Source organism: Frigoribacterium sp. 2355 (assembly GCF_054060695.1).
Genome location: NZ_JBSSDL010000001.1, coordinates 340,604 through 360,874 on the forward strand (window position 1 = coordinate 340,604; position 20,271 = coordinate 360,874).

Annotated in this window: 20 protein-coding genes and 1 tRNA gene; 10 read left to right on the forward strand and 11 right to left on the reverse strand. The window is 70.9% G+C overall.

Annotation, left to right across the window (positions count from 1 at the left end; translation table 11 throughout):
• Positions 1-116 precede the first annotated feature (116 nt).
• From ACVJ1F_RS01605 to ACVJ1F_RS01615, 3 genes are all read left to right on the forward strand, one after another.
• Positions 117-1,061 (forward strand): septum formation family protein, encoded by a 945-nt coding sequence (locus ACVJ1F_RS01605; RefSeq protein WP_456884293.1) that lies wholly within the window; start codon positions 117-119, stop codon positions 1,059-1,061.
• Positions 1,062-1,135: 74 nt separating this feature from the next.
• Positions 1,136-2,605 carry a cardiolipin synthase gene (gene cls / locus ACVJ1F_RS01610; RefSeq protein ID WP_056045533.1) on the forward strand — a complete coding sequence of 490 codons (1,470 nt, stop codon included), beginning with the start codon at positions 1,136-1,138 and terminating at the stop codon, positions 2,603-2,605.
• Positions 2,606-2,682: 77 nt separating this feature from the next.
• The gene (locus ACVJ1F_RS01615; RefSeq protein ID WP_173150915.1) at positions 2,683-3,261 is read left to right on the forward strand and encodes a DinB family protein; all 579 of its coding nucleotides are present in this window, start codon (positions 2,683-2,685) and stop codon (positions 3,259-3,261) included.
• 159 nt (positions 3,262-3,420) lie between these two features.
• Here the strand turns inward: ACVJ1F_RS01615 and ACVJ1F_RS01620 are convergent, their stop codons facing one another.
• The gene (locus ACVJ1F_RS01620; protein ID WP_456884295.1) at positions 3,421-4,707 is read right to left on the reverse strand and encodes an Nramp family divalent metal transporter; all 1,287 of its coding nucleotides are present in this window, start codon (positions 4,705-4,707) and stop codon (positions 3,421-3,423) included.
• Positions 4,708-4,842: 135 nt separating this feature from the next.
• Between ACVJ1F_RS01620 and ACVJ1F_RS01625 the strand changes: the two genes are divergently transcribed.
• Positions 4,843-6,228, forward strand: coding sequence for a magnesium chelatase (locus ACVJ1F_RS01625; RefSeq protein WP_456884297.1), 1,386 nt, complete (start codon positions 4,843-4,845; stop codon positions 6,226-6,228).
• An 8-nt stretch (positions 6,229-6,236) separates the two neighbouring features.
• On the forward strand, positions 6,237-8,234 hold the full coding sequence (locus ACVJ1F_RS01630) for a hypothetical protein (protein WP_456884299.1): 1,998 nt from the start codon (positions 6,237-6,239) through the stop codon (positions 8,232-8,234).
• Here ACVJ1F_RS01630 and ACVJ1F_RS01635 read toward each other — a convergent pair.
• The 4 genes from ACVJ1F_RS01635 to ACVJ1F_RS01650 form a co-directional block, all read right to left on the reverse strand.
• Complete coding sequence (locus tag ACVJ1F_RS01635) at positions 8,203-9,006, reverse strand: SCO1664 family protein (protein ID WP_456884301.1); 804 nt, start codon at positions 9,004-9,006, stop codon at positions 8,203-8,205. The genes ACVJ1F_RS01630 and ACVJ1F_RS01635 overlap by 32 nt on opposite strands.
• Entirely contained in the window at positions 9,006-9,557 is a 552-nt protein-coding gene (locus ACVJ1F_RS01640) for a DUF3090 domain-containing protein (protein WP_056045550.1), read from the reverse strand. The genes ACVJ1F_RS01635 and ACVJ1F_RS01640 overlap by 1 nt, the downstream gene beginning before the upstream one ends.
• Positions 9,558-9,590: 33 nt before the next feature.
• Positions 9,591-10,313, reverse strand: a complete 723-nt coding sequence (locus ACVJ1F_RS01645; protein WP_456884303.1) for a histidine phosphatase family protein — start codon at positions 10,311-10,313, stop codon at positions 9,591-9,593.
• A gap of 141 nt (positions 10,314-10,454) precedes the next feature.
• Positions 10,455-11,312, reverse strand: a complete 858-nt coding sequence (locus tag ACVJ1F_RS01650) for an SDR family oxidoreductase (protein WP_456884304.1) — start codon at positions 11,310-11,312, stop codon at positions 10,455-10,457.
• Between the two features lie 91 nt (positions 11,313-11,403).
• Between ACVJ1F_RS01650 and ACVJ1F_RS01655 the strand changes: the two genes are divergently transcribed.
• A complete protein-coding gene (locus ACVJ1F_RS01655; RefSeq protein ID WP_456884306.1) occupies positions 11,404-11,772 on the forward strand; it encodes a winged helix-turn-helix transcriptional regulator in 369 nt (122 codons plus the stop codon).
• A 16-nt stretch (positions 11,773-11,788) separates the two neighbouring features.
• Here the strand turns inward: ACVJ1F_RS01655 and ACVJ1F_RS01660 are convergent, their stop codons facing one another.
• Positions 11,789-12,202 carry a hypothetical protein gene (locus ACVJ1F_RS01660; RefSeq protein WP_456884307.1) on the reverse strand — a complete coding sequence of 138 codons (414 nt, stop codon included), beginning with the start codon at positions 12,200-12,202 and terminating at the stop codon, positions 11,789-11,791.
• Positions 12,203-12,331: 129 nt separating this feature from the next.
• Here ACVJ1F_RS01660 and ACVJ1F_RS01665 point away from each other — a divergent pair, with 129 nt between their 5' ends.
• The gene (locus ACVJ1F_RS01665) at positions 12,332-13,732 is read left to right on the forward strand and encodes a dihydrolipoyl dehydrogenase family protein (RefSeq protein WP_456884309.1); all 1,401 of its coding nucleotides are present in this window, start codon (positions 12,332-12,334) and stop codon (positions 13,730-13,732) included.
• 53 nt (positions 13,733-13,785) lie between these two features.
• Positions 13,786-14,397, forward strand: coding sequence for a histidine phosphatase family protein (locus tag ACVJ1F_RS01670; protein WP_456884310.1), 612 nt, complete (start codon positions 13,786-13,788; stop codon positions 14,395-14,397).
• A 33-nt stretch (positions 14,398-14,430) separates the two neighbouring features.
• Here ACVJ1F_RS01670 and ACVJ1F_RS01675 read toward each other — a convergent pair whose 3' ends face one another.
• A complete protein-coding gene (locus ACVJ1F_RS01675) occupies positions 14,431-15,099 on the reverse strand; it encodes a response regulator transcription factor (RefSeq protein ID WP_043592622.1) in 669 nt (222 codons plus the stop codon).
• 119 nt (positions 15,100-15,218) lie between these two features.
• Between ACVJ1F_RS01675 and ACVJ1F_RS01680 the strand changes: the two genes are divergently transcribed.
• The gene (locus ACVJ1F_RS01680; protein WP_123570784.1) at positions 15,219-15,500 is read left to right on the forward strand and encodes a GlsB/YeaQ/YmgE family stress response membrane protein; all 282 of its coding nucleotides are present in this window, start codon (positions 15,219-15,221) and stop codon (positions 15,498-15,500) included.
• Between the two features lie 97 nt (positions 15,501-15,597).
• Here the strand turns inward: ACVJ1F_RS01680 and ACVJ1F_RS01685 are convergent, their stop codons facing one another.
• From ACVJ1F_RS01685 to ACVJ1F_RS01700, 4 genes are all read right to left on the reverse strand, one after another.
• Positions 15,598-16,275, reverse strand: coding sequence for a DUF6766 family protein (locus ACVJ1F_RS01685; RefSeq protein ID WP_456884541.1), 678 nt, complete (start codon positions 16,273-16,275; stop codon positions 15,598-15,600).
• Positions 16,276-16,280: 5 nt separating this feature from the next.
• Positions 16,281-16,406 carry a hypothetical protein gene (locus ACVJ1F_RS01690; protein WP_456884312.1) on the reverse strand — a complete coding sequence of 42 codons (126 nt, stop codon included), beginning with the start codon at positions 16,404-16,406 and terminating at the stop codon, positions 16,281-16,283.
• A 217-nt stretch (positions 16,407-16,623) separates the two neighbouring features.
• Positions 16,624-16,696: transfer RNA gene (locus ACVJ1F_RS01695), tRNA-Val, on the reverse strand.
• Between the two features lie 85 nt (positions 16,697-16,781).
• Entirely contained in the window at positions 16,782-17,255 is a 474-nt protein-coding gene (locus ACVJ1F_RS01700; protein WP_056045573.1) for a peroxiredoxin, read from the reverse strand.
• 264 nt (positions 17,256-17,519) lie between these two features.
• On the opposite strand from ACVJ1F_RS01700, the gene aceE reads away from it, so the two are divergent.
• A complete protein-coding gene (aceE, locus tag ACVJ1F_RS01705; RefSeq protein WP_456884314.1) occupies positions 17,520-20,264 on the forward strand; it encodes a pyruvate dehydrogenase (acetyl-transferring), homodimeric type in 2,745 nt (914 codons plus the stop codon).
• The last annotated feature ends 7 nt before the right edge of the window (positions 20,265-20,271 follow it).

Consider the following 20,271-nt stretch of genomic DNA (forward strand, 5'->3'; position numbering starts at 1 on the left):
CGTGGCACGCCCGTCCCCTGGCCCGCCGACGGGGGCTGCTGCCGTCGGGCCGCGTGCCGGTAGCATCCCTCGACGGCCGCCACGGGACGCGGCTCGCGCAGCAGCAGGGGGAACTCGTGGACCGACCAGACGACCGGACGACGACCGAGGGGGCCTCGGACGCGACCCCCGTGTCCGTCGTGGCCGAGGGACTCGTGCAGCGGTTCGGACCGCTCGAGATGCGCGTCCTGCCGAGCGACTACCCCGCCGGCGCCGTCGGGGTCCCGGGAGCCGGCCACCCCGAGATGCTGCGCGTCCGGCTCGGCGCCACCGAGTTCGTCGACCTGGGGCACGACGGATCGCACTGGTTCGCGGTGCCCCTGCGCATCGACGCCTCGGGGCCCACGCCCCTCGAGCAGCGGCGTCGGGACCCCCTCGGCGTCGGGGTGGCCGAGGAGACGTCCCTGGTGCTCGACGCGGCCTCGGCCATGGTGCGACGGTGGGCCGCCCTGGTCCCGCCCGGGTCCCGTCTGGGCACGGCCTGGCCCGCGCCGCAGGCGTTCGCGCCCGGTGCCGTCGCGGGTGCCCCGGCGCCGAGGCGACGGCGGGGCGTGCTCCTCGGCGTGCTGGGTGCGGTGGGCGTCATCGCCTTCGGCGGGATCTGCTTCGCCCTCTACCAGGCGAACGGGGGCGAGGGAGGCGTGATCGAGACCGGTTCCGAGCTCGTGAGCGAGCTCACCACCGGGGACTGCTTCGACATGACGGAGGGGATCGACGACGAATACCAGACGTTCGTCGACGTGACCGCCTGCGGCGAGGTGCACCACTTCGAGGTGTTCGCCGAACCGGTCCTGGACGACGAGGCGTTCCCCGGCGACGACGAGGTCGGGCAGCTCGGCGACGACGCGTGCTTCGAGGTCTTCGACGACTACGTCGGCTCCACCTGGGAGGACTCGGCCCTCGACTACGGCTGGTTCACGCCGACCGAGGACACCTGGGCCACCGGCGACCGCGAGGTCACCTGCTACCTCGCGACCGCGCCCGAGGGCGAGTCGGCCAGCCTGGCGGGCAGCGGGCGCTGACCTGCGGGGCGGGGTCGAACCGGCGACACGAACGGGGGCGGCCCCGTCCGCCGTCGACCTGCGATGATCGGCGGATGACCTGGCGCAAGCTCCTCAAGGCGTTCCCCACCGTGATCCTGGTGGTCGACATCCTCATCAGGATCGTGTCGGTGGCGGTCGTGCCGCGCAACCGGCGACCGAGTTCGGCCATGGCGTGGCTGCTGGCGATCTTCGTCGCCCCCATCCCGGGCAGCGTCCTCTACGGTCTCCTCGGCAGCACCAAGCTGCCGAAGGACCGGCGGGACAAACAGCGCGAGATCAACTCGCTCATCCTCGAGAACACGCAGGGTCTCGACAACCGCGTGCCGACCGACACCCAGCCGCCGTGGTTCGGGACGGTGGTCCAGCTGAACCGCACGCTCGGTGCCATGCCCCTCATCCCCGGCAACACGACGCGGCTGCTGCCGGACTACGCCGGATCGATCGCGGCCATGACCGAGGCCGTCGACGCGGCCGAACGATACGTGCACGTCGAGTTCTACATCTTCACGCGCGACGAATCGACCTTCCTCTTCTTCGACGCGCTCAAGCGTGCCCACGACCGTGGCGTCAAGGTGCGGGTGCTCTACGACCACTGGGCCACGATCCGCAACCCCCAGGGCCGGGTGACGCGCACCTGGCTCCGCGACTCCGGCATCCGTTTCGAGGAGATGCTGCCGTTCCACCCCACGAAGGGCATGTGGCGCCGACCCGACCTGCGCAACCACCGCAAGATCGTCGTCGTCGACGGCGACGTGGCGTTCACCGGCTCGCAGAACATGACCGACCCCAGCTACAACAAGCGCGGCAACATCCGACGCGGCCTGCAGTGGAAGGACCTCATGGTGCGGCTCGACGGTCCCGCCGCCATCGGCCTCAACGCACTCTTCATCACCGACTGGTACAGCGAGACGGACGAGTTGCCCACGGACGCCGGGGCCGAGCCCCCCGTCGAACGACGCGGGGGCGACGACGCCTACGAGTGCCAGGTCGTGCCGAGCGGACCCGGGTTCGACGGGGAGAACAACCTCCGGTTGTTCAACGCCCTGGTCTACGGCGCGCAGGAACGCCTCATCATCGCGAGCCCCTACTTCGTGCCCGACGAGTCGATGCTCTACGCCATCACCACCGCGGCGGAGCGCGGGGTCGACGTGCAACTCTTCGCCTGCGAGGTCGCCGACCAGTTCCTCGTCTACCACGCGCAGCGCTCGTACTACGAGACGCTGCTGCGGGCCGGGGTGCGGATCTTCCTCTACGAGAAGCCGATCGTCCTGCACTCGAAGCACTTCACGGTGGACGACGACGTCGCGGTGATCGGCTCGAGCAACATGGACATGCGGTCGTTCAGCCTCAACTTCGAGGTGTCGCTCATGGTGCGCGGAGCGGGCTTCGTCGACCAGGTCCGCGAGGTCGAGGCGGACTACCGCGCGAAGTCGCACGAGATCACCCTGGCGAGCTGGCTCACGAGGCCCGCTCCCCTGCAGGTGCTCGACAACGTCGCGCGCCTCACGGCGGCGGTGCAGTAGGTCCGCCGTCTCCGGGCGGCCCGGCAAGGGGTGGTCGGCCGGTGGACGGTCGACGCCCTGAGGGGCAGAGTGTCGGCATGGACCAGAAGGAACACCTCAGCCGGTACCTGACCCGTTCGCGCGACGACCTGGTGCGCAAGCTCGACGGACTGTCGGAGTACGACGTCCGTCGCCCGCTGGTGCCGAGCGGCACCAACCTGCTCGGGCTGGTCAAGCACGTCGCCACCGTGCAGCTCGGCTACCTCGGCGACGTCTTCGGGCGACCGAGCGGCATCGAGACGCCGTGGTTGACCGACGAGAGCGAACCCGAGGCCGACCTGTGGGCGACTCCGGACGAGAGCCGCGGCTTCGTCGTCGACCTCCTGCAGCGGTCGAACGCCCACGCCGACGAGACCGTCCGGGCGTTGCCGCTCGACGCGCCCGGTGACGTCCCCTGGTGGGGACCCGACCGCCGTGCCGTCACGCTGCACCAGATCCTCGTGCACCTGACCGTCGAGACCGCCCGGCACGCCGGCCACGCCGACGTCGTCCGCGAGTTGATCGACGGCGGCCTCGGCAACGGCCCCGCCGACCCGAACGTGCCGGACCGCGATGCCGACGGATGGCGACGACACCACGACCGCGTCGAGGCCGCCGCCCGCGCCGCAGGCCACTGACCGCCCCGCGCCACCGTCCGCCCCGCGCCACCGTCCACCGCCGGCCCGCGCGCCCCGACCCGTGACGTCGGCAATTCCTGCCTCCCGTCGCGAGACCGGTCTGACCGCCCCGCGGGCGGCACGTGCCGCCGCAGGGACCAGGAGTTGCCGACGCGCGGGTCAGGCGAACAGCTTGCCGACCTCGGTCGCGAGCTGCTGCGCACCCAGCACGACGAAGAGCACGGCGCAGATCCCCATGAGCGAGTTGCTCACCCACCGGCTGCGCCACTCGGCCGGCGTGCGTGACGAGTTCAGCAGCCAGAGCAGGGTGATCGCCAGGAACGGCATGAAGAGCGCCCCGAGCACGCCGTAGAGCACGATCAAGCCGATCGGCCGGTCCAGGAAGAGGATCGCCATCGGAGGAACCGTGAGCCAGACGACGAAGACCCGGTAGTAGAGGCCGCCGATGCGGCGTCGGGGGTCGTCCGCGTCGAAACCGCGAAGGGTGCCCACGAAGTCGGCGAACATGAGCGACACGCCGTTCCACACGCCGAGGATCGACGAGAACGAGGTCGCGAAGAACCCGATCAGGAAGAACCAGGTCATGAAGGTGCCGTAGCGCTCGCCGAGGACGGCCGCGAGCTGGACCAGCCCCCCTTCTCCGTCGGCCAACGCGATGCCGCCGGAGTACAGGAGCTCGGCCCCGACCACGAGCATCGCGAGGACGAAGACGCCGCTCACGACGTAGGCGACGCCGTTGTCGAGTCGCATGACCTTCATCCAGCCCGGACTGTGCCAGCCCTTCTCGCGCAACCAGTAGCCGTAGGCGGCGAGCGTGATGGTGCCGCCGACCCCGCCGGTGACGCTGAGCGCGACGACCAGCCCGTTCTCGGGGATGGTCGGCACGAGACCGGCCGCGAGTTCGCCGAGGTTCGGCAAGGTGACGATCGCCGAGCCGACCACCGTGACGAACATGAGGCCGACGAAGAAGGCGATGACCTTCTCGAAGAACGAGTACTTGCCGAACCACACCATGACGCCGCCGAGCACGCCGGCGCCGATCGCGAACACCTTGAGGTCGACCCCCGGGAAGAGCGCCTGCAACGGCAGCGCGGTCGAGCTCATCGCGGCGGCCCCGTAGACGAAGCCCCAGACGACGACGTAGACGCCGAAGTACACGCTCGTCCAGCGCCCGAGCGATCGCCACCCCTCGAAGATCGACCGCCCCGTGGCCAGCGACCAGCGCCCGGCGCCCTCGACGAGGGCGATCTTGACGACGACGCCCACGACCACGGTCCAGGCGAGGGCGTAGCCGAAGCGGGAGCCCGCGACGAGGGTGGCGACGAGGTCTCCCGCCCCGATGCCGGTGGCCGCGACCACCAGCCCGGGGCCGATGACGCGCCATCTCTTCGTCGAGACGGGGGTCGTGAGGTCGGGTGTCCGGAGGGCGTCGTCGTCGGCAGCCATGTCGGCCAGTCAACCGGCTCCGACGAGAGGCGACCACCGTCGCGCGACGGATGTCGTCGAATCGTGACGTCTCGGCAAGCTCGCAGGAGGCGCCCCTCGCGAGGTCCGGGTCGGGAGCGTAGCGTCACCGGGGTGATGCCTCCCTCCGCGAGAACCGTCGGCGAACTCAGGCGCTCAGGGCACGTCCCCAAGCACCTCCGCACCGAGATCCGAGACAACCTGCTCGACGCCCTGCGCGAGGGACGTGATCCCTGGCCGGGGCTCCACGGCTTCCGGTCCACGGTCATCCCGCAGCTGGAACGGGCCTTGATCGCGGGCCACGACATCGTCCTGCTGGGAGAGCGAGGTCAGGGCAAGACCCGCCTGCTCAGGACGCTCGCCGGTCTGCTCGACGAGTGGTCCCCCGTGATCGAGGGGTCCGAGCTGGGCGAGCACCCGTTCGAGCCGATCACGAGCGAGAGCCGCCGTCGCGCCGCCGAGCTCGGCGACGACCTGCCCGTCGCCTGGCGGGGACGCGACGAGCGCTACGTCGAGAAGCTGGCGACACCCGACACGAGCGTCGCCGACCTGATCGGCGACGTCGATCCGATGCGGGTGGCCGAGGGACGCAGCCTCGGCGATCCCGAGACGATCCACTTCGGGCTCATCCCCCGGGGCCACCGCGGCATCGTCGCGGTCAACGAGTTGCCCGACCTCGCCGAGCGCATCCAGGTGGCGATGCTCAACGTGATGGAGGAGCGCGACATCCAGATCCGCGGTTACGTCCTTCGCCTACCGCTCGACGTGCTCGTCGTGGCCAGCGCCAACCCCGAGGACTACACCAACCGAGGGAGGATCATCACCCCCCTCAAGGACCGCTTCGGTGCCGAGATCCGGACGCACTACCCGACCGAGCTCGCCGACGAGGTCGCGGTCGTCCGCCAGGAGGCCGACCTCGTCGCCGAGGTGCCGGACCACCTCGTCGAGATCCTGGCGCGCTTCACCCGCGCGCTCCGCGAGTCCCCCTCGGTGGACCAGCGCAGCGGCGTCAGCGCCCGCTTCGCGATCGCCGGAGCCGAGACCATCGCGGCCGCCGCCCTGCACCGCGCGACCAGGCAGGGCGAGGACGAGGCCGTGGCACGACCGATCGACCTCGAGACGGCCGTCGACGTGCTCGGCGGCAAGATCGAGTTCGAGTCCGGAGAAGAGGACCGTGCCGAGGAGGTCCTCGAGCACCTGCTGCGGACGGCGACCGCCGAGACCGTCCGCGCCCACTTCCGGGGGCTCGACTTCGACGGGCTCGTCGACGCCCTCGAGTCGGGCGTCATGGTGACGACCGGTGAGCAGGTCACCGCCCGGGACTTCCTGGCCGGCTTGCCCGCGCTCGGCGAGGACGACCTCTACGACCGCGTCGCCGAACGGCTCGGCGCGACGACCGACGGCGGGCGCGCCGGGGCGATCGAGCTGGCGCTCGAGGGCCTGTTCCTGGCCCGCCGCGTGAGCAAGGAGAGCGGCGACGGTGAAGCGGCCTACGGGTTCTGAGGTGCGACGTGGCTAGGGCGAACCGGCGGTTGAACCGGGCCGCGCGCTACCAGAGGTACGCCGACGGGCCCGACCCGCTCGCGCCTCCTGCCGATCTCTCCGAAGCACTCGACGCCGTCGGACGGGACGTCATGGCGGGCACGAGCGCCGAGGCGGCGCTCCGTGAGTTCCTCCGGCGCGGTGGTCGCGACCGGACCGGTCTCGACGACCTGGCCCGGCAGGTCGCCGAACGTCGGCGGGCCCTGACCCGGGACCACCACCTCGACGGCACGCTGCACGAGGTCCGCGAGCTGCTCGACCGGGCCCTCATGGCCGAACGCGCCCAGCTCGCCCGCGACGTCGACCTCGACGACGGCGACCGCGCGCTCGCCGAGCTCCAGCTCGACAGCCTTCCGCCGTCCCCCGCCGGCGCCGTCGCCGAGCTGTCGGAGTACCGGTGGCAGAGCCGGGAGGCCCAGGACGCCTACGACGAGATCAAGGACCTGCTCGGTCGCGAGATGCTCGACCAGCGCTTCGCGGGGATGAAGACCGCCCTCGAGAACGCCTCGGACGCCGACCGCGAGGCCGTGGCCGAGATGCTGCGTGACCTCAACGCTTTGCTCGACGCGCACGCCCGAGGCGAGGACACTCCTGGGCAGTTCGACGACTTCATGGCGAAGCACGGCGACTCGTTCCCCGAGCAACCGGGCGACGTCGACGCGTTGATCGACGCCCTGGCCGCTCGTGCGGCCGCCGCCCAACGCCTCCGCAACTCGATGACGGCCGAGCAACGGGCCGAGCTGGACGCCCTGGCCCAGCAGGCCTTCGGCTCCCCCGACCTGATGCAGTCCCTCGAACGGCTCGACGGCACCCTGCGTGCGCTGAGACCGGGGCAGGACTGGAGCGGCTCCGAGGGCATGGACGGCGAACAGGGCCTCGGGCTCGGCGACGGCACGGGGGTCTTCCAGGACCTCGCCGACCTCGATGCGCTCGCGGAACAGCTCGCCCAGCAGTCGCACGGATCGTCGCTCGACGACGTCGACCTCGACGCCCTGCGCCGCCAACTGGGCGAGCAGGCCGCCGTCGACGCCGCGGCCCTGCGGCGGCTCGAGAAGGCCCTCCGCGACTCGGGTGCCCTCCTCCGTCGGGCCGACGGCACGCTGGCCCTGACGCCCCGGGCCATGAGGCAGCTCGGCAAGAACCTGCTGCGCGACGTCGCGGCGAAGATGTCGGGACGAGCGGGGAGGCGCGAGTTGCGGTCCGCGGGAGGCCTCGGCGACCGCTCCGGCGCGAGTCGTGAATGGGCCTTCGGCGACACCGAGCCGTGGGACGTCACCCGGACGATCACGAACGCGGTCACGCGGACCGCCGCCGGGGGCGGCCGGACCGACGGCGGGGTGCGGATCGAGATCGGCGACGTCGAGGTGCACGAGACCGACGCCCGGACGCAGGCCTGCGTCGCCCTGCTCGTCGACACGTCGTTCTCGATGGCGATGGAGGACCGCTGGGTGCCGATGAAGCGCACGGCCCTCGCCCTGCACACCCTGATCACGTCGCGCTTCCGCGGCGACGACCTGCAGCTGATCGGGTTCGGCCGACACGCCGAGGTCATGCCGATCGAGCAGCTCGTCGCCCTCGACGCGAAGTGGGACAAGGGTACGAACCTCCACCACGCCCTTCTGCTGGCGAACCGGCACTTCCGCAAGCACCCGACCGCGCAACCCGTCCTGTTGATCGTCACCGACGGCGAGCCGACCTCCCACCTCGAGCCCGGCGGTGAGGTCTTCTTCGACTACCCGCCGCACCCCGTGACGATCCTGCGGGCCGTGGAGCAACTGGACGTGGCCCGCCGCCTCGGCGCGCACACGACGTTCTTCCGGCTCGGCGACGACCCGGGGCTCGCCCGCTTCGTCGATGGTATGGCGCGGCGGGTCGACGGCACGGTGACCGCCCCCGACCTGGACGACCTCGGAGCGGCCGTCGTCGGGTCGTACGTCAGAACACGGGCCACGGAACCGCCGGCATAGGGCCGTACGGCTCGGGGAAGACGGAGGACGCGAGCAGGCGGGCGCAGCGGTCGTCGAGCGCCTCGAGTTCGTCCGACGTCACGAGCGGCGCGAGGGCCGTCCCCAGGCCACCGGACAGACCGGCCCGGACGCGCTCGACCCCGGCGAGTTCGTCGGTGGTGAGCGGATCGCCGATCCAGCCCCAGAGCACGGTGCGCAGTTTGTGCTCGGCGTGGAAGGTGAGTCCGTGGTCCACGCCGTGCCGTCGTCCGTCGGGCAGGGCGAGCACGTGGGCACCCTTGCGGTCGGCGTTGTTGACCACGACGTCGAAAACGGCCATGCGGCGGAGGGCATCGGTGTCCTCGTGGATCAGGGCGACCGGCCCGTCGTCGCCCTCACCCTCGAGCACGAGGCGCCACCCGTCGTCGGGCAGGTCGTCGACCGGGACGAGGTCGACGGCGTCCTGCTCCGGGTCGACGTCCTGCCAGAGCTGGACCATGCCCTCGCCGAGCGGGCCGTCGCGCAGCCAGGTGCGCGGGACGACGTCCCAACCCAGGGCCTCGGAGACGAGGTAGGCCGCGACCTCACGATCGGCGAGGCGACCGTCGGGGAAGTCCCAGAGCGGCCGTTCGCCGGCGACGGGCTTGTAGATGACCGACACGTCGCCGAGGCGGGCCAGGAACGACGCGTTCGACGCCGTGCGGATGCGACCGGTGAGCTCGAGGTCGACGTCGTCCGGCGGAACGGTGGCGGACGCCCCGGAGGGAGCGTCCTCGGCCGACGCCGAGGACATCAGAGGTCGCCGGACAGGACGCAGACGTGGCCCTCGGGGTCGATCGGCTGCCCGCAGAAGGGGCAGAGCGGTCGACCGGCCCCGACGATCTCGAGGGTCCGAGCCGCGAACGCCCTCGCCGTGCCGACGGGGATGCGGACGACCAGGACCTCGTCCGGCTCGAGCTCGGCCTCGTCGACGTCGGCGTCGTCCGCCACCTCGACCAGCGGGAACGCCTCGATGACGACCTGGGCGGTGGACGGGTCCCAGCCGAGGCTGAGCGCCCCGGCCCGGAACTCGGGCTCGACGGGCTGGTCGAGGGGCTCGTTGTCGACGAGCTCGACCGGGATGCCGGTGGGCACGCTGACCGGGTTGCCGTCGGCGGCCATCACCTGGTCGAGGATCTCGTCGATCTTCTCGGCGAGTGCGGCCGACTGCATCTTCTCGAGGCCGACGCTCGTGACCCGCGACCCGTCACGGGCCTGGAGGTAGAACGCGCGGGAGCCGGGACGGCCGATGGTCCCGACGACGACCCGATCCGGCCAGTCGAAGGTGTGGACGATGGAGGGCATGCCGCGAGTCTACGAGCGCCCCGCCGCCGACGCTCAGGTCGCGGGAGGCTCGTCGCCGGCGGCGCCGCCGCCCGCCGGACCCGCGCCTCCCCCGACGGCGGCGTCGGCGGCGGGAGCCGCCTGCCGCAGCCACGAGAGGTCGCCCGAGTCCGTGTTCGTCGCGACGACGTCGGGCCGGTTCGGCCCGTAGCGCACGATCGACACCGAGGCCGGACCCACGGTGATGCGCTGGAACAGGTCGAGGTGCATGCCGTAGGCGTCGGCGAGGATCGACTTGATGATGTCACCGTGACTGACGGCGACCCACACGGCGCCCGGACCGTGTTCGGCCTCGAACGCGGCGTCGTGCCGGCGGACCGCGGCGACCGCCCGGGACTGCATGGTCTGCAGCGACTCGCCGCCGGGGAAGACCGCGGCGGACGGCTGGTTCTGCACGACGGACCAGAGGGCCTCGCCGGCCAGGTCCTTGAGCGGCCGACCCTGCCAGTCGCCGTAGTCGCATTCGGTGATGCCCCGCTCGACGGGCGTCGCCGGCGTCCCGGTCTGACGGTCGAGGATCGCCCGGGACGTCTGACGGCAGCGTTCGAGAGGACTCGACACGACGCCGACGAGCGGCACGACGGCGAGCCGGTCGGCGGTCCGCCGCGCCTGCTCGCGTCCGACGTCGTCGAGCCGGACGCCGGCCGTCCGTCCGGCGAGCACGCCGCTCGCGTTGGCGGTGGTGCGTCCGTGTCGGACGAGGACGAGGGTGGCCATGCGTCGAGCCTAGACACCGGGACCCGCCGTCGACGCCGGACGCCGGCCGGCCGGCGCCGGGGAGGGGCCGACGAGGAGGCGCGGTGCCCGGACGACCGGAACCGCGCCTCCTGCGGGCTGCCGCCCCGGCGGTCGGCGTGACTACGCCGAGGCGGCGGAGAGCGCCTCGACGAGCGGGGTCGTCGGGCGGCCGATCAGACCTGAGAGGTCGCCGCTCGTGTCGGCGAGCAGCCCGTCGCGGATGTTCCCGTCGAGGGCGACGACGAAGCCGACCGTGCCCTCGTCCAGGCCGAGGCCGCGCAGGCGCTCGGCGTGCTGCTCGGGCGTGAGCGACTCGTAGCGGACCGGACGGCCCGTGACGACGGTGAGCGCCTCGGCGAACTCGTCGAAGGACCAGGCCTGGTCGCCGGACAGCTCGAAGGTGCGACCGGCGGTCGACTCGTCGAGGGCCGTGGCGGCGGCGGCCTCGGCGTAGTCGCGTCGGCTGGCGCTGGCGACGCGGCCGTCGCCCACGCTCGCCGAGACGACGCCCGACTCGCGGGCGGTGGCGATCTCGCCGACGTAGTTCTCGGTGTACCAGCCGTTGCGCAGCAGCGTCGTGGGCACCCCGGAGGCGGCGAGGTGCTCCTCGGTCGCCTTGTGCTCGGGCGCGAGGACCAGGGGCGAGGTCGAGGCCGCGAGGACGCTCGTGTACACGATGCGCGCGGCACCGGCGGCCGCGGCGGCGTCGACGACAGTGCCGTGCTGTGCCACGCGCTGACCGACCGCGTCGCTCGAGATGAGGACGACGACGTCGCCGGCCTCGATGACGGCCGCGACGGTGTCGGGCTGCGTGTAGTCGAGCTCGGCGGTGCGGACGCCGCGCTCGGCGAGGTCGGCCAGCTTCGAGACGTCGCGCGACGTGGCGACGACGCTGTCGGGGGCGGCGCCGCGGGCGAGGAGGGACTCGACGACGAGGCGGCCGAGCTGACCGGAGGCGGCGGTGACGATCGTGGACATGGTGTTCCTTTCGGTTGCGTGTCGGGGTGAACGACCACGATCCACCGGAACTTCCCATGTGCGGGTACGCACCTTTTCGTAAGCTACTGACGTGGACGTCGGAATCGTGGAAGCTGCCCGCCCTGCTCCGTCCGGTCGTTTCCCGGCCGAATGCCCGAGCCGGGTGGTGTTGACCCACGTGACCAGCCGGTGGGGCGTGCTCATCCTGCTCGCGCTCGAACGCGGTCCTCTCCGGTGGGGTGCGTTGCGACGAGAGATCGAGGGCATCAGCGAGAAGATGCTGGCCTCGACCCTGAAGACCCTCGAGGCCGACGGCATCGTCCACCGGGCCGCCCAGCCGACGATCCCTCCGCGGGTCGACTACTCGTTGACCGGACGCGGCAGCGAGCTCGCCGAGCGTCTCGTGCCCCTGATGGACTGGATCACGGACAACGCCGACGAGATCGTCGGGGGCAGGTGAGCGATCGGTCGACCGATCAGACCGACGCCCCCGCTGCCAGGTACGTGGACGCGAGGTAGGCCGTCGCACCCACGATGAAGACGACGAAGATCGGCATCGCGACCAGCAGGAACGTCCTCTCGCGGGGCGGGACGTAGGCACTCGACTTCCGCAGGGTCGACGCGAGCATCCCGACCCCGAGGCCGGGGAAGAGCAACAGCGCGAAGGTCGGCAAGGAGTGTTCGACGCCGTGTCGCCGGTACGGGGTGGTCGTCCAGACCGGGACCTGGGTCCAGACGAAGACGACCAGGCCGAGCGAGAGGACGATGCCGACGACGAGGGCCACGCGCATCCACCGGACGAGCACCCGACCCCGAGCGACGTCGTCGTCCGTGAGCGGCACCGTGCGGGGCGTGCCGTCGGGCCGGGTCGTCTTCAGGTCGATGGTCACGTGGTCATGCTAGCGAGTCGGGACGGACCGGTCTGCTCCTCCGCCTCGACTCGCCTGCACGGGCGTCCGCCCATCCGCAGCTGGTTGAGTTCGACCTGACGACCGACTCGACGAAGGGGCAGGCAGCACATGGGCATCTCGGAGAAGGACTACGACGTCGCCGTCATCGGCGCCGGTCCGGCGGGCACCGCGGCGGCCCTGCGCGCAGCCGAACTCGGGGCCCGCGTCGTCGTCCTCGAGGCGGGGCGCGAGGGAGGCACCTGCGTGAACACCGGATGCGTGCCCACCAGGGTGCTGGCCAAGACGGCCCGGCTGATCCGCGAGACCCGGCACGCGGACGTCTACGGCGTCGACGTCGCTCCCCCGACGATCGACTGGGCGACGACCGTCGCCCGCGTCCGGGAGCGCGTCGACGCGGTGCGGTCGATCAAGCGGGAGGCCGAGCGGTTCGAGGCCGCGGGCGTCGAGCTGGTCCACGAGGGCAGGGCCCGGTTCGTCGACGACTCGACCCTCGCCCTCGACAGCGGGCGGACGATCTCGGCGGCGTCGATCCTGATCTGCGTCGGCGGTCACTCGCGCCGACTGCCGATCCCGGGCGGCGAGCTGGCGACGGTGCCCGAGCACGTCCTCGACCTGCCGTCCCTCCCCCACCGGGTGGCCGTGATCGGCGCGGGCAACACGGGCGCACAACTCGTGACGGTGTTCGACGCGTTCGGCAGCGACGTGACGCTCCTCGACGTCGCCCCGCGGGTGCTGACGACGTCGGACGCGTCGATCTCGGAGGCGGTCTCCGTCGCGTTAACCGAGCAGGGCATCGACGTGCGCACGGGGATCGACGGCGTCGAGAGCCTCGCCCGAGCCGACGACGGCTCGATCACCCTGACCTGGCGGCAGGACGACGCGAGCGTCCGGGCCGACTTCGACGTGGTCGTCATGGCCACGGGGTGGCCGGCGGACGTCGCGGACCTCGGCCTGGAGAACGCCGGGATCGAGGTGGAGCGCTCGTCCGTCCCCGTCGACCGGTACTTCCGGACCGTCGTCCCGCACGTCTTCGCCGTGGGCGACGCCAACGGCCGCGACATGCTGGTCCAGGCCGCCCAGTTCGAGGGGGAGGCCGCCGCCGAGAACGCCGTCCTCGGAGCCAACCGCCGCACGCCGCACCACCTCCTGCCCGCCGGTGGGTTCACCGACCCGGACTACGCCGGCGTCGGCCTCACCGAGGACGAGGCCCGCGAGGCGGACGAGTCGTGCGTGGTCGTCACGATCCCGTACTCGACCGTGGACCGGGCCGTGATCGACGACCGCGAGACGGGGTTCCTCAAGCTGATCGCCGACCGCCGTCGCGAGCTCGTGCTCGGTGCCCATGCCGTCGGTGAGAACGCCGTCGAGGTGGTCCAGGCCGTCACCACCGCCATGGCCGGCGGCGTCGACGTCGCCACCCTGGCGGAGGTGCGCTTCGCCTACCCCACCTACAGCGCGGTGATCGGGATGGCGGCCCGGGCCGTGCTGGCGGATCGCACCGCGCGCTAGGGGCCCACGGGCGCCGTGGCACGATGGACGCTCCGCCCCGACCGAAAGCCACGATGCGCCTCCTCCTGATCCGCCACGGCGAGACCTCCGACAACGTCGCCCGCACCATCGGCTCGCGCCCCCCGGGCCCGCCGCTGTCTCCGCTCGGTCGCGAACAGGCCGCCGACCTCGCTGGGGCCCTGGCAGGCGAATCGATCGTCGCCGTGCACTCGTCGCGCCTGCGCCGGGCCGGTGAGACCGCCGTGATCGTCGCCGACGGTCTCGGCCTCCCCCACCACGAGGTCGAGGGTGCCCACGAGATCGACGCCGGCGACCTGGAGGGTCTGCCCTACGCCGAGGCCCTGCCCCGGTACGCCGGCACCATGCAGCGGTGGTGGACCGACCCGGAGGCGCGCATCCCCGGTGGCGAGAGCGGCACCGAGTTCACGGCCAGGTTCCGCGGGGCGGTCGATCGGGTCGTGGCGTCGACACCGGCCGACTCGACCGCGGTGCTCGTCTCGCACGAAGCCGCCATCTGCGTCTGGGCGGCCGACACCGCCCGCAACCTCGACGCCGCGTTCAGTCGCACCCACGGACTCCGCAACACGGGGTGGGTCGTCCTCGAGGGCTCGACCGAGGCCGGCTGGGTCGCCCTCTCGTGGGACGGCGAACCCCTGGCGCACTGAAGCGCGCCTCCGTCGACGGCGCCGCAGCGCCTCCTAGGGGCCGCCGAGCCAGTGGTCGATCCGATGGTGGTCCGGCCGGAAGCCGTTCTGGACGCCCCACAACACCGCCTGCGTCCGACTGGTCGCGCCGATCCGCCGGTAGACCGACCGGATGTACGACTTGACCGTGTTCGGACTGAGGTAGGTCAGTGCCGCGACCTCGGCGTTGCTCTTCCCCTGGGTGATGAGGGCCAGGATCTCGGACTCGCGGTCGGTGATGCCCTCGCGGCGGCCGGGCCAGTCGAGGCCCGGTGCACTCGGCGCCCGCCCCCGCACCTCGCTGACGACGCGCTCGCCCCGGTGGACCGCCTCGAGCGCCTCGACCAGCTCGCGGGCACCGAGGGTCTTCGACAGGTACCCGTGCACGCCCTGCGCCAGAGCCGACTCGACGAGCTCGGGGTGGAAGTTCCAGGTGTAGACGACGACCTTGCCGGCCGCCGGGTTGGCGACCAGCTCGGCGAGCTCGTGATGGTCGGACTCCGGCTGGGCGAACGAGTCGTAGAGGACGACGTCGACCCGGTCGGACAGGGACGTCGTGGCGTCGATCTCGGCGACGACGACCCGGTCGCGGTAGCGGTCGAACATGTGGGCGAGACCGGCGAGCACGACGTCGTAGTCGTCGACGAGTGCGACAGTGATCGACCGGGTCGGAGCGAGGGGCATGAGGACACCATCCCACCCCGAGGGGTGTGCCGCCACACCTCCAGGGGTGGTCTGCTGGGTCCTGCGACACCACGGCACCGACGGTGCCGGTCGCCCATCTCTCCCGGAAGGAGAACACCATGATCGGTCTCATCATCAGCTTGCTCGTCGTCGGCCTCATCGCAGGGTTCATCGCCCGCGCGGTCGTCCCGGGTCGCCAGAGCCTCTCGATCGCCATGACGATCCTGCTGGGCATCATCGGTTCGTTCGTCGGAGGGTTCCTCGGCTTCCTGCTGTTCCAGCACGACCCCACGGACGGGTTCTTCCAGCCCGCCGGCATCATCGGCTCGATCATCGGCGCGATCGTCGTGCTGGTCGTCTGGGTCGCCGTCTCGGGTCGCCGCGGCGCCGCTCGCCGCTGATCCCGTTCCCGGTCGGGGCGGCCTCGGACGGCCGCCCCGCGGGCATCGTCCTGCCGTCGGCGTCCGCGGCCCGCAGGACGGAACGACGACCTCGTGCTCAGGCGGACTCCTCCGCACTTCTCCCGTGCGGTGCCCCGACGGGCTTGGACTCACTCGAGCCACGCTGGCGGAGGAAGATCGAGAACACGATCATCGCTCCGACCGCCAGGAACTCCGACTGCCAGTTCTGCAGGGTCCTGTTCCAGAAATCCGGGGACGTGACGTACTGGAGCCAGGTCTCGGGTGGCGCGCCGTGTTCCGCGTTCTCCTCGTTCGCGACCACGGCCCCGCCGAAGGACTGTGCGAGCCAGGACGACATGAAGAGGGCGCCCATCACCAATGGGAGCGAGTTCGAGTAGACGGTGGATGCCCAACCGCCCCGGCGCACCCAGGCGGGCGACCCCGGCCGCGCGTGGTCTCCGACCAGTTGTGTCTCGTCGCTGCCGACGCCCTCGTCCCCCGGTCTCTTCGACTCGGGCGACCCGCGTTGCACCAGCCAGATCGTCGCGGCGATGAACAAGGAGAACTGCAAGAACTCGGACTGCCAGTTCTCGGCCACGTCCACCAGGAAACTCGACGACGACACGAAGTCCCAGTAGGCGTCGGGCGGAAGACCGTGCACCGCGAGTTCCTCGTTGGCGGCGGCGAGCCCGGCGAACGACTGGCCCACGAGAGCGGCGACGAAGATCACGAGGAAGGCGAGGCTGAGCCCCTGGTCTCGGACGAACCGGCGCATCCTGGTCACCGAGCCGTCAACGGGACGACGATCATCACGACGAGTCCCGCGACGATCAGGCTCATCCACACCCAGAACACGGCGCGCATCCCCCGCGTCGATCCGGCGTCGTCGTCCTGCTGATCGCTCATCTGGTCACCCTCCTCGACGGGAATCGCCACGAGGCAGTCCTACGTCACCGGCTGCGCGGCGACAAGGGGCTTGCTTTCTCCTCCGGGTGCTGCAGTCGGACCGTCGCCAGCCACGCGCCGACGTCGACGCCCGCAGGCGCGACCCGACACGGCGTCCGTGTCCCGCCGGGCCGTGCGACCGAGGAGAACCGCGGTCGCCCGACCACCGTTCGTGAGGTGGGCCCTACCGGGCTCGAACCGGTGACATCCACGGTGTAAACGTGGCGCTCTACCAACTGAGCTAAAGGCCCTCGCACCGGGACGAGCCGGGCGAGCGACTACAGGTTAGCGGGTGGACGAACGGACCCGCGCCTCCTCCGGTCGTGATCGCGGTCGTCAGGCCGAGACGGGGACGAGGAGGTCGAGCGCGGCGCGGTAGTCGGCGAGCGAGCGCTCCTGGCCGGGCTCGGTGCCGAAGTGTTCGCGGATCACCCCGTCGACGTCGATCAGGAAGGTGGTGCGGGTCGCGAAACCCTTGTTCTCGAGGAAGACGCCGTACTCCTTCGAGACCTCGCCGTGCGGCCAGAAGTCCGCCAGCAGGGTGAAGTCGTAGCCCTTCTCCTCGGCGAAGGCGCGCAGCGTGGCCTTGGAGTCGACGGAGACGACGAGCAACTCGACGCGGTGGTCCTGGAACATCGCGAGGTTGTCGCGGAGGGTGCAGAGCTCTTTCGTGCAGGTGCTGCTGAACGCCAGGGGGAAGAACACCAGCGCGACGGGCTTGACGCCCCGGAAGTCGCTCAACCGGACTCGCTCGCCGAACTGGTTCGGCAGGTCGAAGTCGGGAGCCTGGATGGCGTTCTCCAAAGCCATGGGTGCGTTCCTTTCGCGTCGACCCGGGCGGTCGGCGACTGACACGATCGCCGATCCTACGCCTCACTCGTCGGTTTCCACACGGTGGCGTGGCCGGACGTTCCCAGCGCGTGCCGAGCCTGTCCCGGTCCGGGCAACTAGAGTGGGCTGGTCAGGCGGAGTGCGTCTCGGAACCCGGGCACGACGGGCCTGACATCTGTTTGTCCACTCCACGCGGTGGCCCTCCAAGAGACGGCTGCTCCACACAGATGATTGAGGTCAAGGGTGACGGTTAACGATCAGGACCCGTACACGGTCGACAAGGCCGATCGCGATCCCGAAGAGACCGCCGAGTGGCGTGAGTCGCTCGACGCTCTCGTGAAGGTGCAGGGTCACGAACGTGCCCGCGAGATCATGAAGAGCCTGCTCACCCGGTCGAGCGAGCTGCACCTGGGCGTGCCGATGGTGCCGAAGACGGACTACGTCAACACCATCGCCCCCGAGGACGAGCCCGAGTTCCCCGGCGACGAAGACCTCGAGCGCCGCTACCGCAAGTGGGTCCGCTGGAACGCCGCCATCACGGTGCACCGCGCCCAGCGCCCCGGCGTCTCCGTGGGTGGCCACATCTCGACGTACGCCTCGTCGGCCGCCCTGTACGAGGTCGGCAACAACCACTTCTTCCGCGGTCAGGACCACTCCGGTGGCGGCGACCAGGTGTTCTTCCAGGGCCACGCCTCCCCCGGCATGTACGCCCGCGCCTACCTCGAGGGCCGGCTCGGCACGGACCAGCTCGACGGCTTCCGCCAAGAGAAGTCGCACGCCTCGGGTGGACTCAGCTCGTATCCGCACCCGCGCCTCATGCCCGACTTCTGGCAGTTCCCGACCGTGTCGATGGGCCTCGGTCCGATCAACGCGATCTACCAGGCGCAGGTCGCCAAGTACCTCACCAACCGTGGCATCAAGGACGCCAGCGACCAGCAGGTCTGGGCGTTCCTCGGCGACGGCGAGATGGACGAGGTCGAGAGCCGCGGTCAGCTGCAGGTGGCGGCCAACGAGGGCCTCGACAACCTGAACTTCATCATCAACTGCAACCTGCAGCGCCTCGACGGTCCGGTCCGCGGCAACGGCAAGATCATCCAAGAACTCGAGTCGTTCTTCCGCGGCGCCGGCTGGAACGTCATCAAGGTCGTCTGGGGTCGCGAGTGGGACACCCTGCTCGCGAACGACTCGAGCGGCGCACTGCTCAACCTCATGAACACCACGCCCGACGGCGACTTCCAGACCTACAAGGCCGAGAGCGGCGGCTACGTCCGCGACAACTTCTTCGGTCGCGACCCGCGCGCCCTCGAACTCGTCGCGGACTACTCGGACGACGACATCTGGAACCTCAAGCGCGGTGGCCACGACTACCGCAAGGTCTACGCCGCCTTCAAGGCCGCGACCGAGCACAAGGGCCAGCCCACGGTCATCCTCGCCAAGACGGTCAAGGGCTACGGCCTGGGGCCGTCCTTCGAGGGGCGCAACGCGACCCACCAGATGAAGAAGCTCACGCTCGACAACCTCAAGCAGTTCCGCGACGAGCTCCGCATCCCGATCAGCGACGCCCAGCTCGACGAGAACCCGTACCTGCCGCCGTACTACCACCCCGGTCAGGACGACGACGCGATCCAGTACATGCAGGAGCGTCGTCGTGCCCTGGGCGGCTACGTGCCCGAGCGCCGGACCAAGTACACCCAGATCGCGGTCCCCGAGGCGAAGACCTACGACGTCGTCAAGAAGGGGTCGGGCAAGCAGGAGGTCGCCACGACGATGGCCTTCGCGCGCCTCCTGAAGGACCTGCTGCGCTCGCCCGACTTCGGCCACCGCATCGTGCCGATCATCCCCGACGAGGCCCGCACCTTCGGCATGGACGCGTACTTCCCGACGTCCAAGATCTACAACCCGAACGGCCAGCACTACACGTCGGTCGACCGCGAACTGCTGCTCGCCTACAAAGAGAGCCCGCAGGGACAGATCATCCACGTCGGCATCAACGAGGCCGGCGCGTTCGCGGCCTTCACCGCCGTCGGCACCTCGTACTCGACGCAGGGCGAACCGCTCATCCCGGTCTACGTCTTCTACTCGATGTTCGGGTTCCAGCGCACCGGTGACGCCATGTGGGCCGCCGGCGACCAGATGGCGCGCGGCTTCATCATCGGTGCCACCGCGGGTCGCACGACGCTGACCGGCGAGGGCCTCCAGCACGCCGACGGCCACTCCCCGCTGCTGGCGTCGACGAACCCCGCGGTCGTCTCGTACGACCCGGCGTTCGGCTACGAGCTCGGGCACATCGTCAAGTCGGGCATGGACCGCATGTACGGCACCGACGAGCACGGCAACGCGTCGCACTCCGACCCGAACGTCATGTACTACATCACCGTCTACAACGAGCCGATGGCCCAGCCCGTCGAGCCCGAGGGCCTCGACGTCGACGGTGTGGTGCGCGGCATCTACAAGCTCAGGGACGCCGAGAACCTGGGCCCCCGCGCCCAGCTCCTGGCGTCCGGCGTCGGTGTGCCGTGGGCTCTCGAGGCACAGCAGCTGCTCGCCGACGACTGGAACGTCGCGGCCGACGTCTGGAGCGTCACGAGCTGGAACGAACTGCGCCGCGACGGCTTGGCCGCCGAGGAGCACAACTTCCTGCACCCGAACGAGGAGCCGAAGACGCCCTACGTCACCGAGAAGCTGAAGGACTCCGAGGGCCCCGTCATCGCCACGAGCGACTTCATGGCCGCCGTGCCCGATCAGATCCGCGAGTACGTGCCCGGCGACTACCTGACCCTCGGGGCCGACGGCTTCGGTTTCAGCGACACCCGGGCCGCCGCCCGCCGGTTCTTCAAGATCGACGGACCGTCGGTCGTCGTCCGCACCCTGCAGGCCCTGGCCCGTCGCGGCGAGGTCGACCCCGGTGTCGTCCAGCAGGCGATCGATCGTTACCAGCTGCACGACGTCACGGCCGGCACCAGCGGCACCGCCGGCGGGGAGGCCTGACGACCCC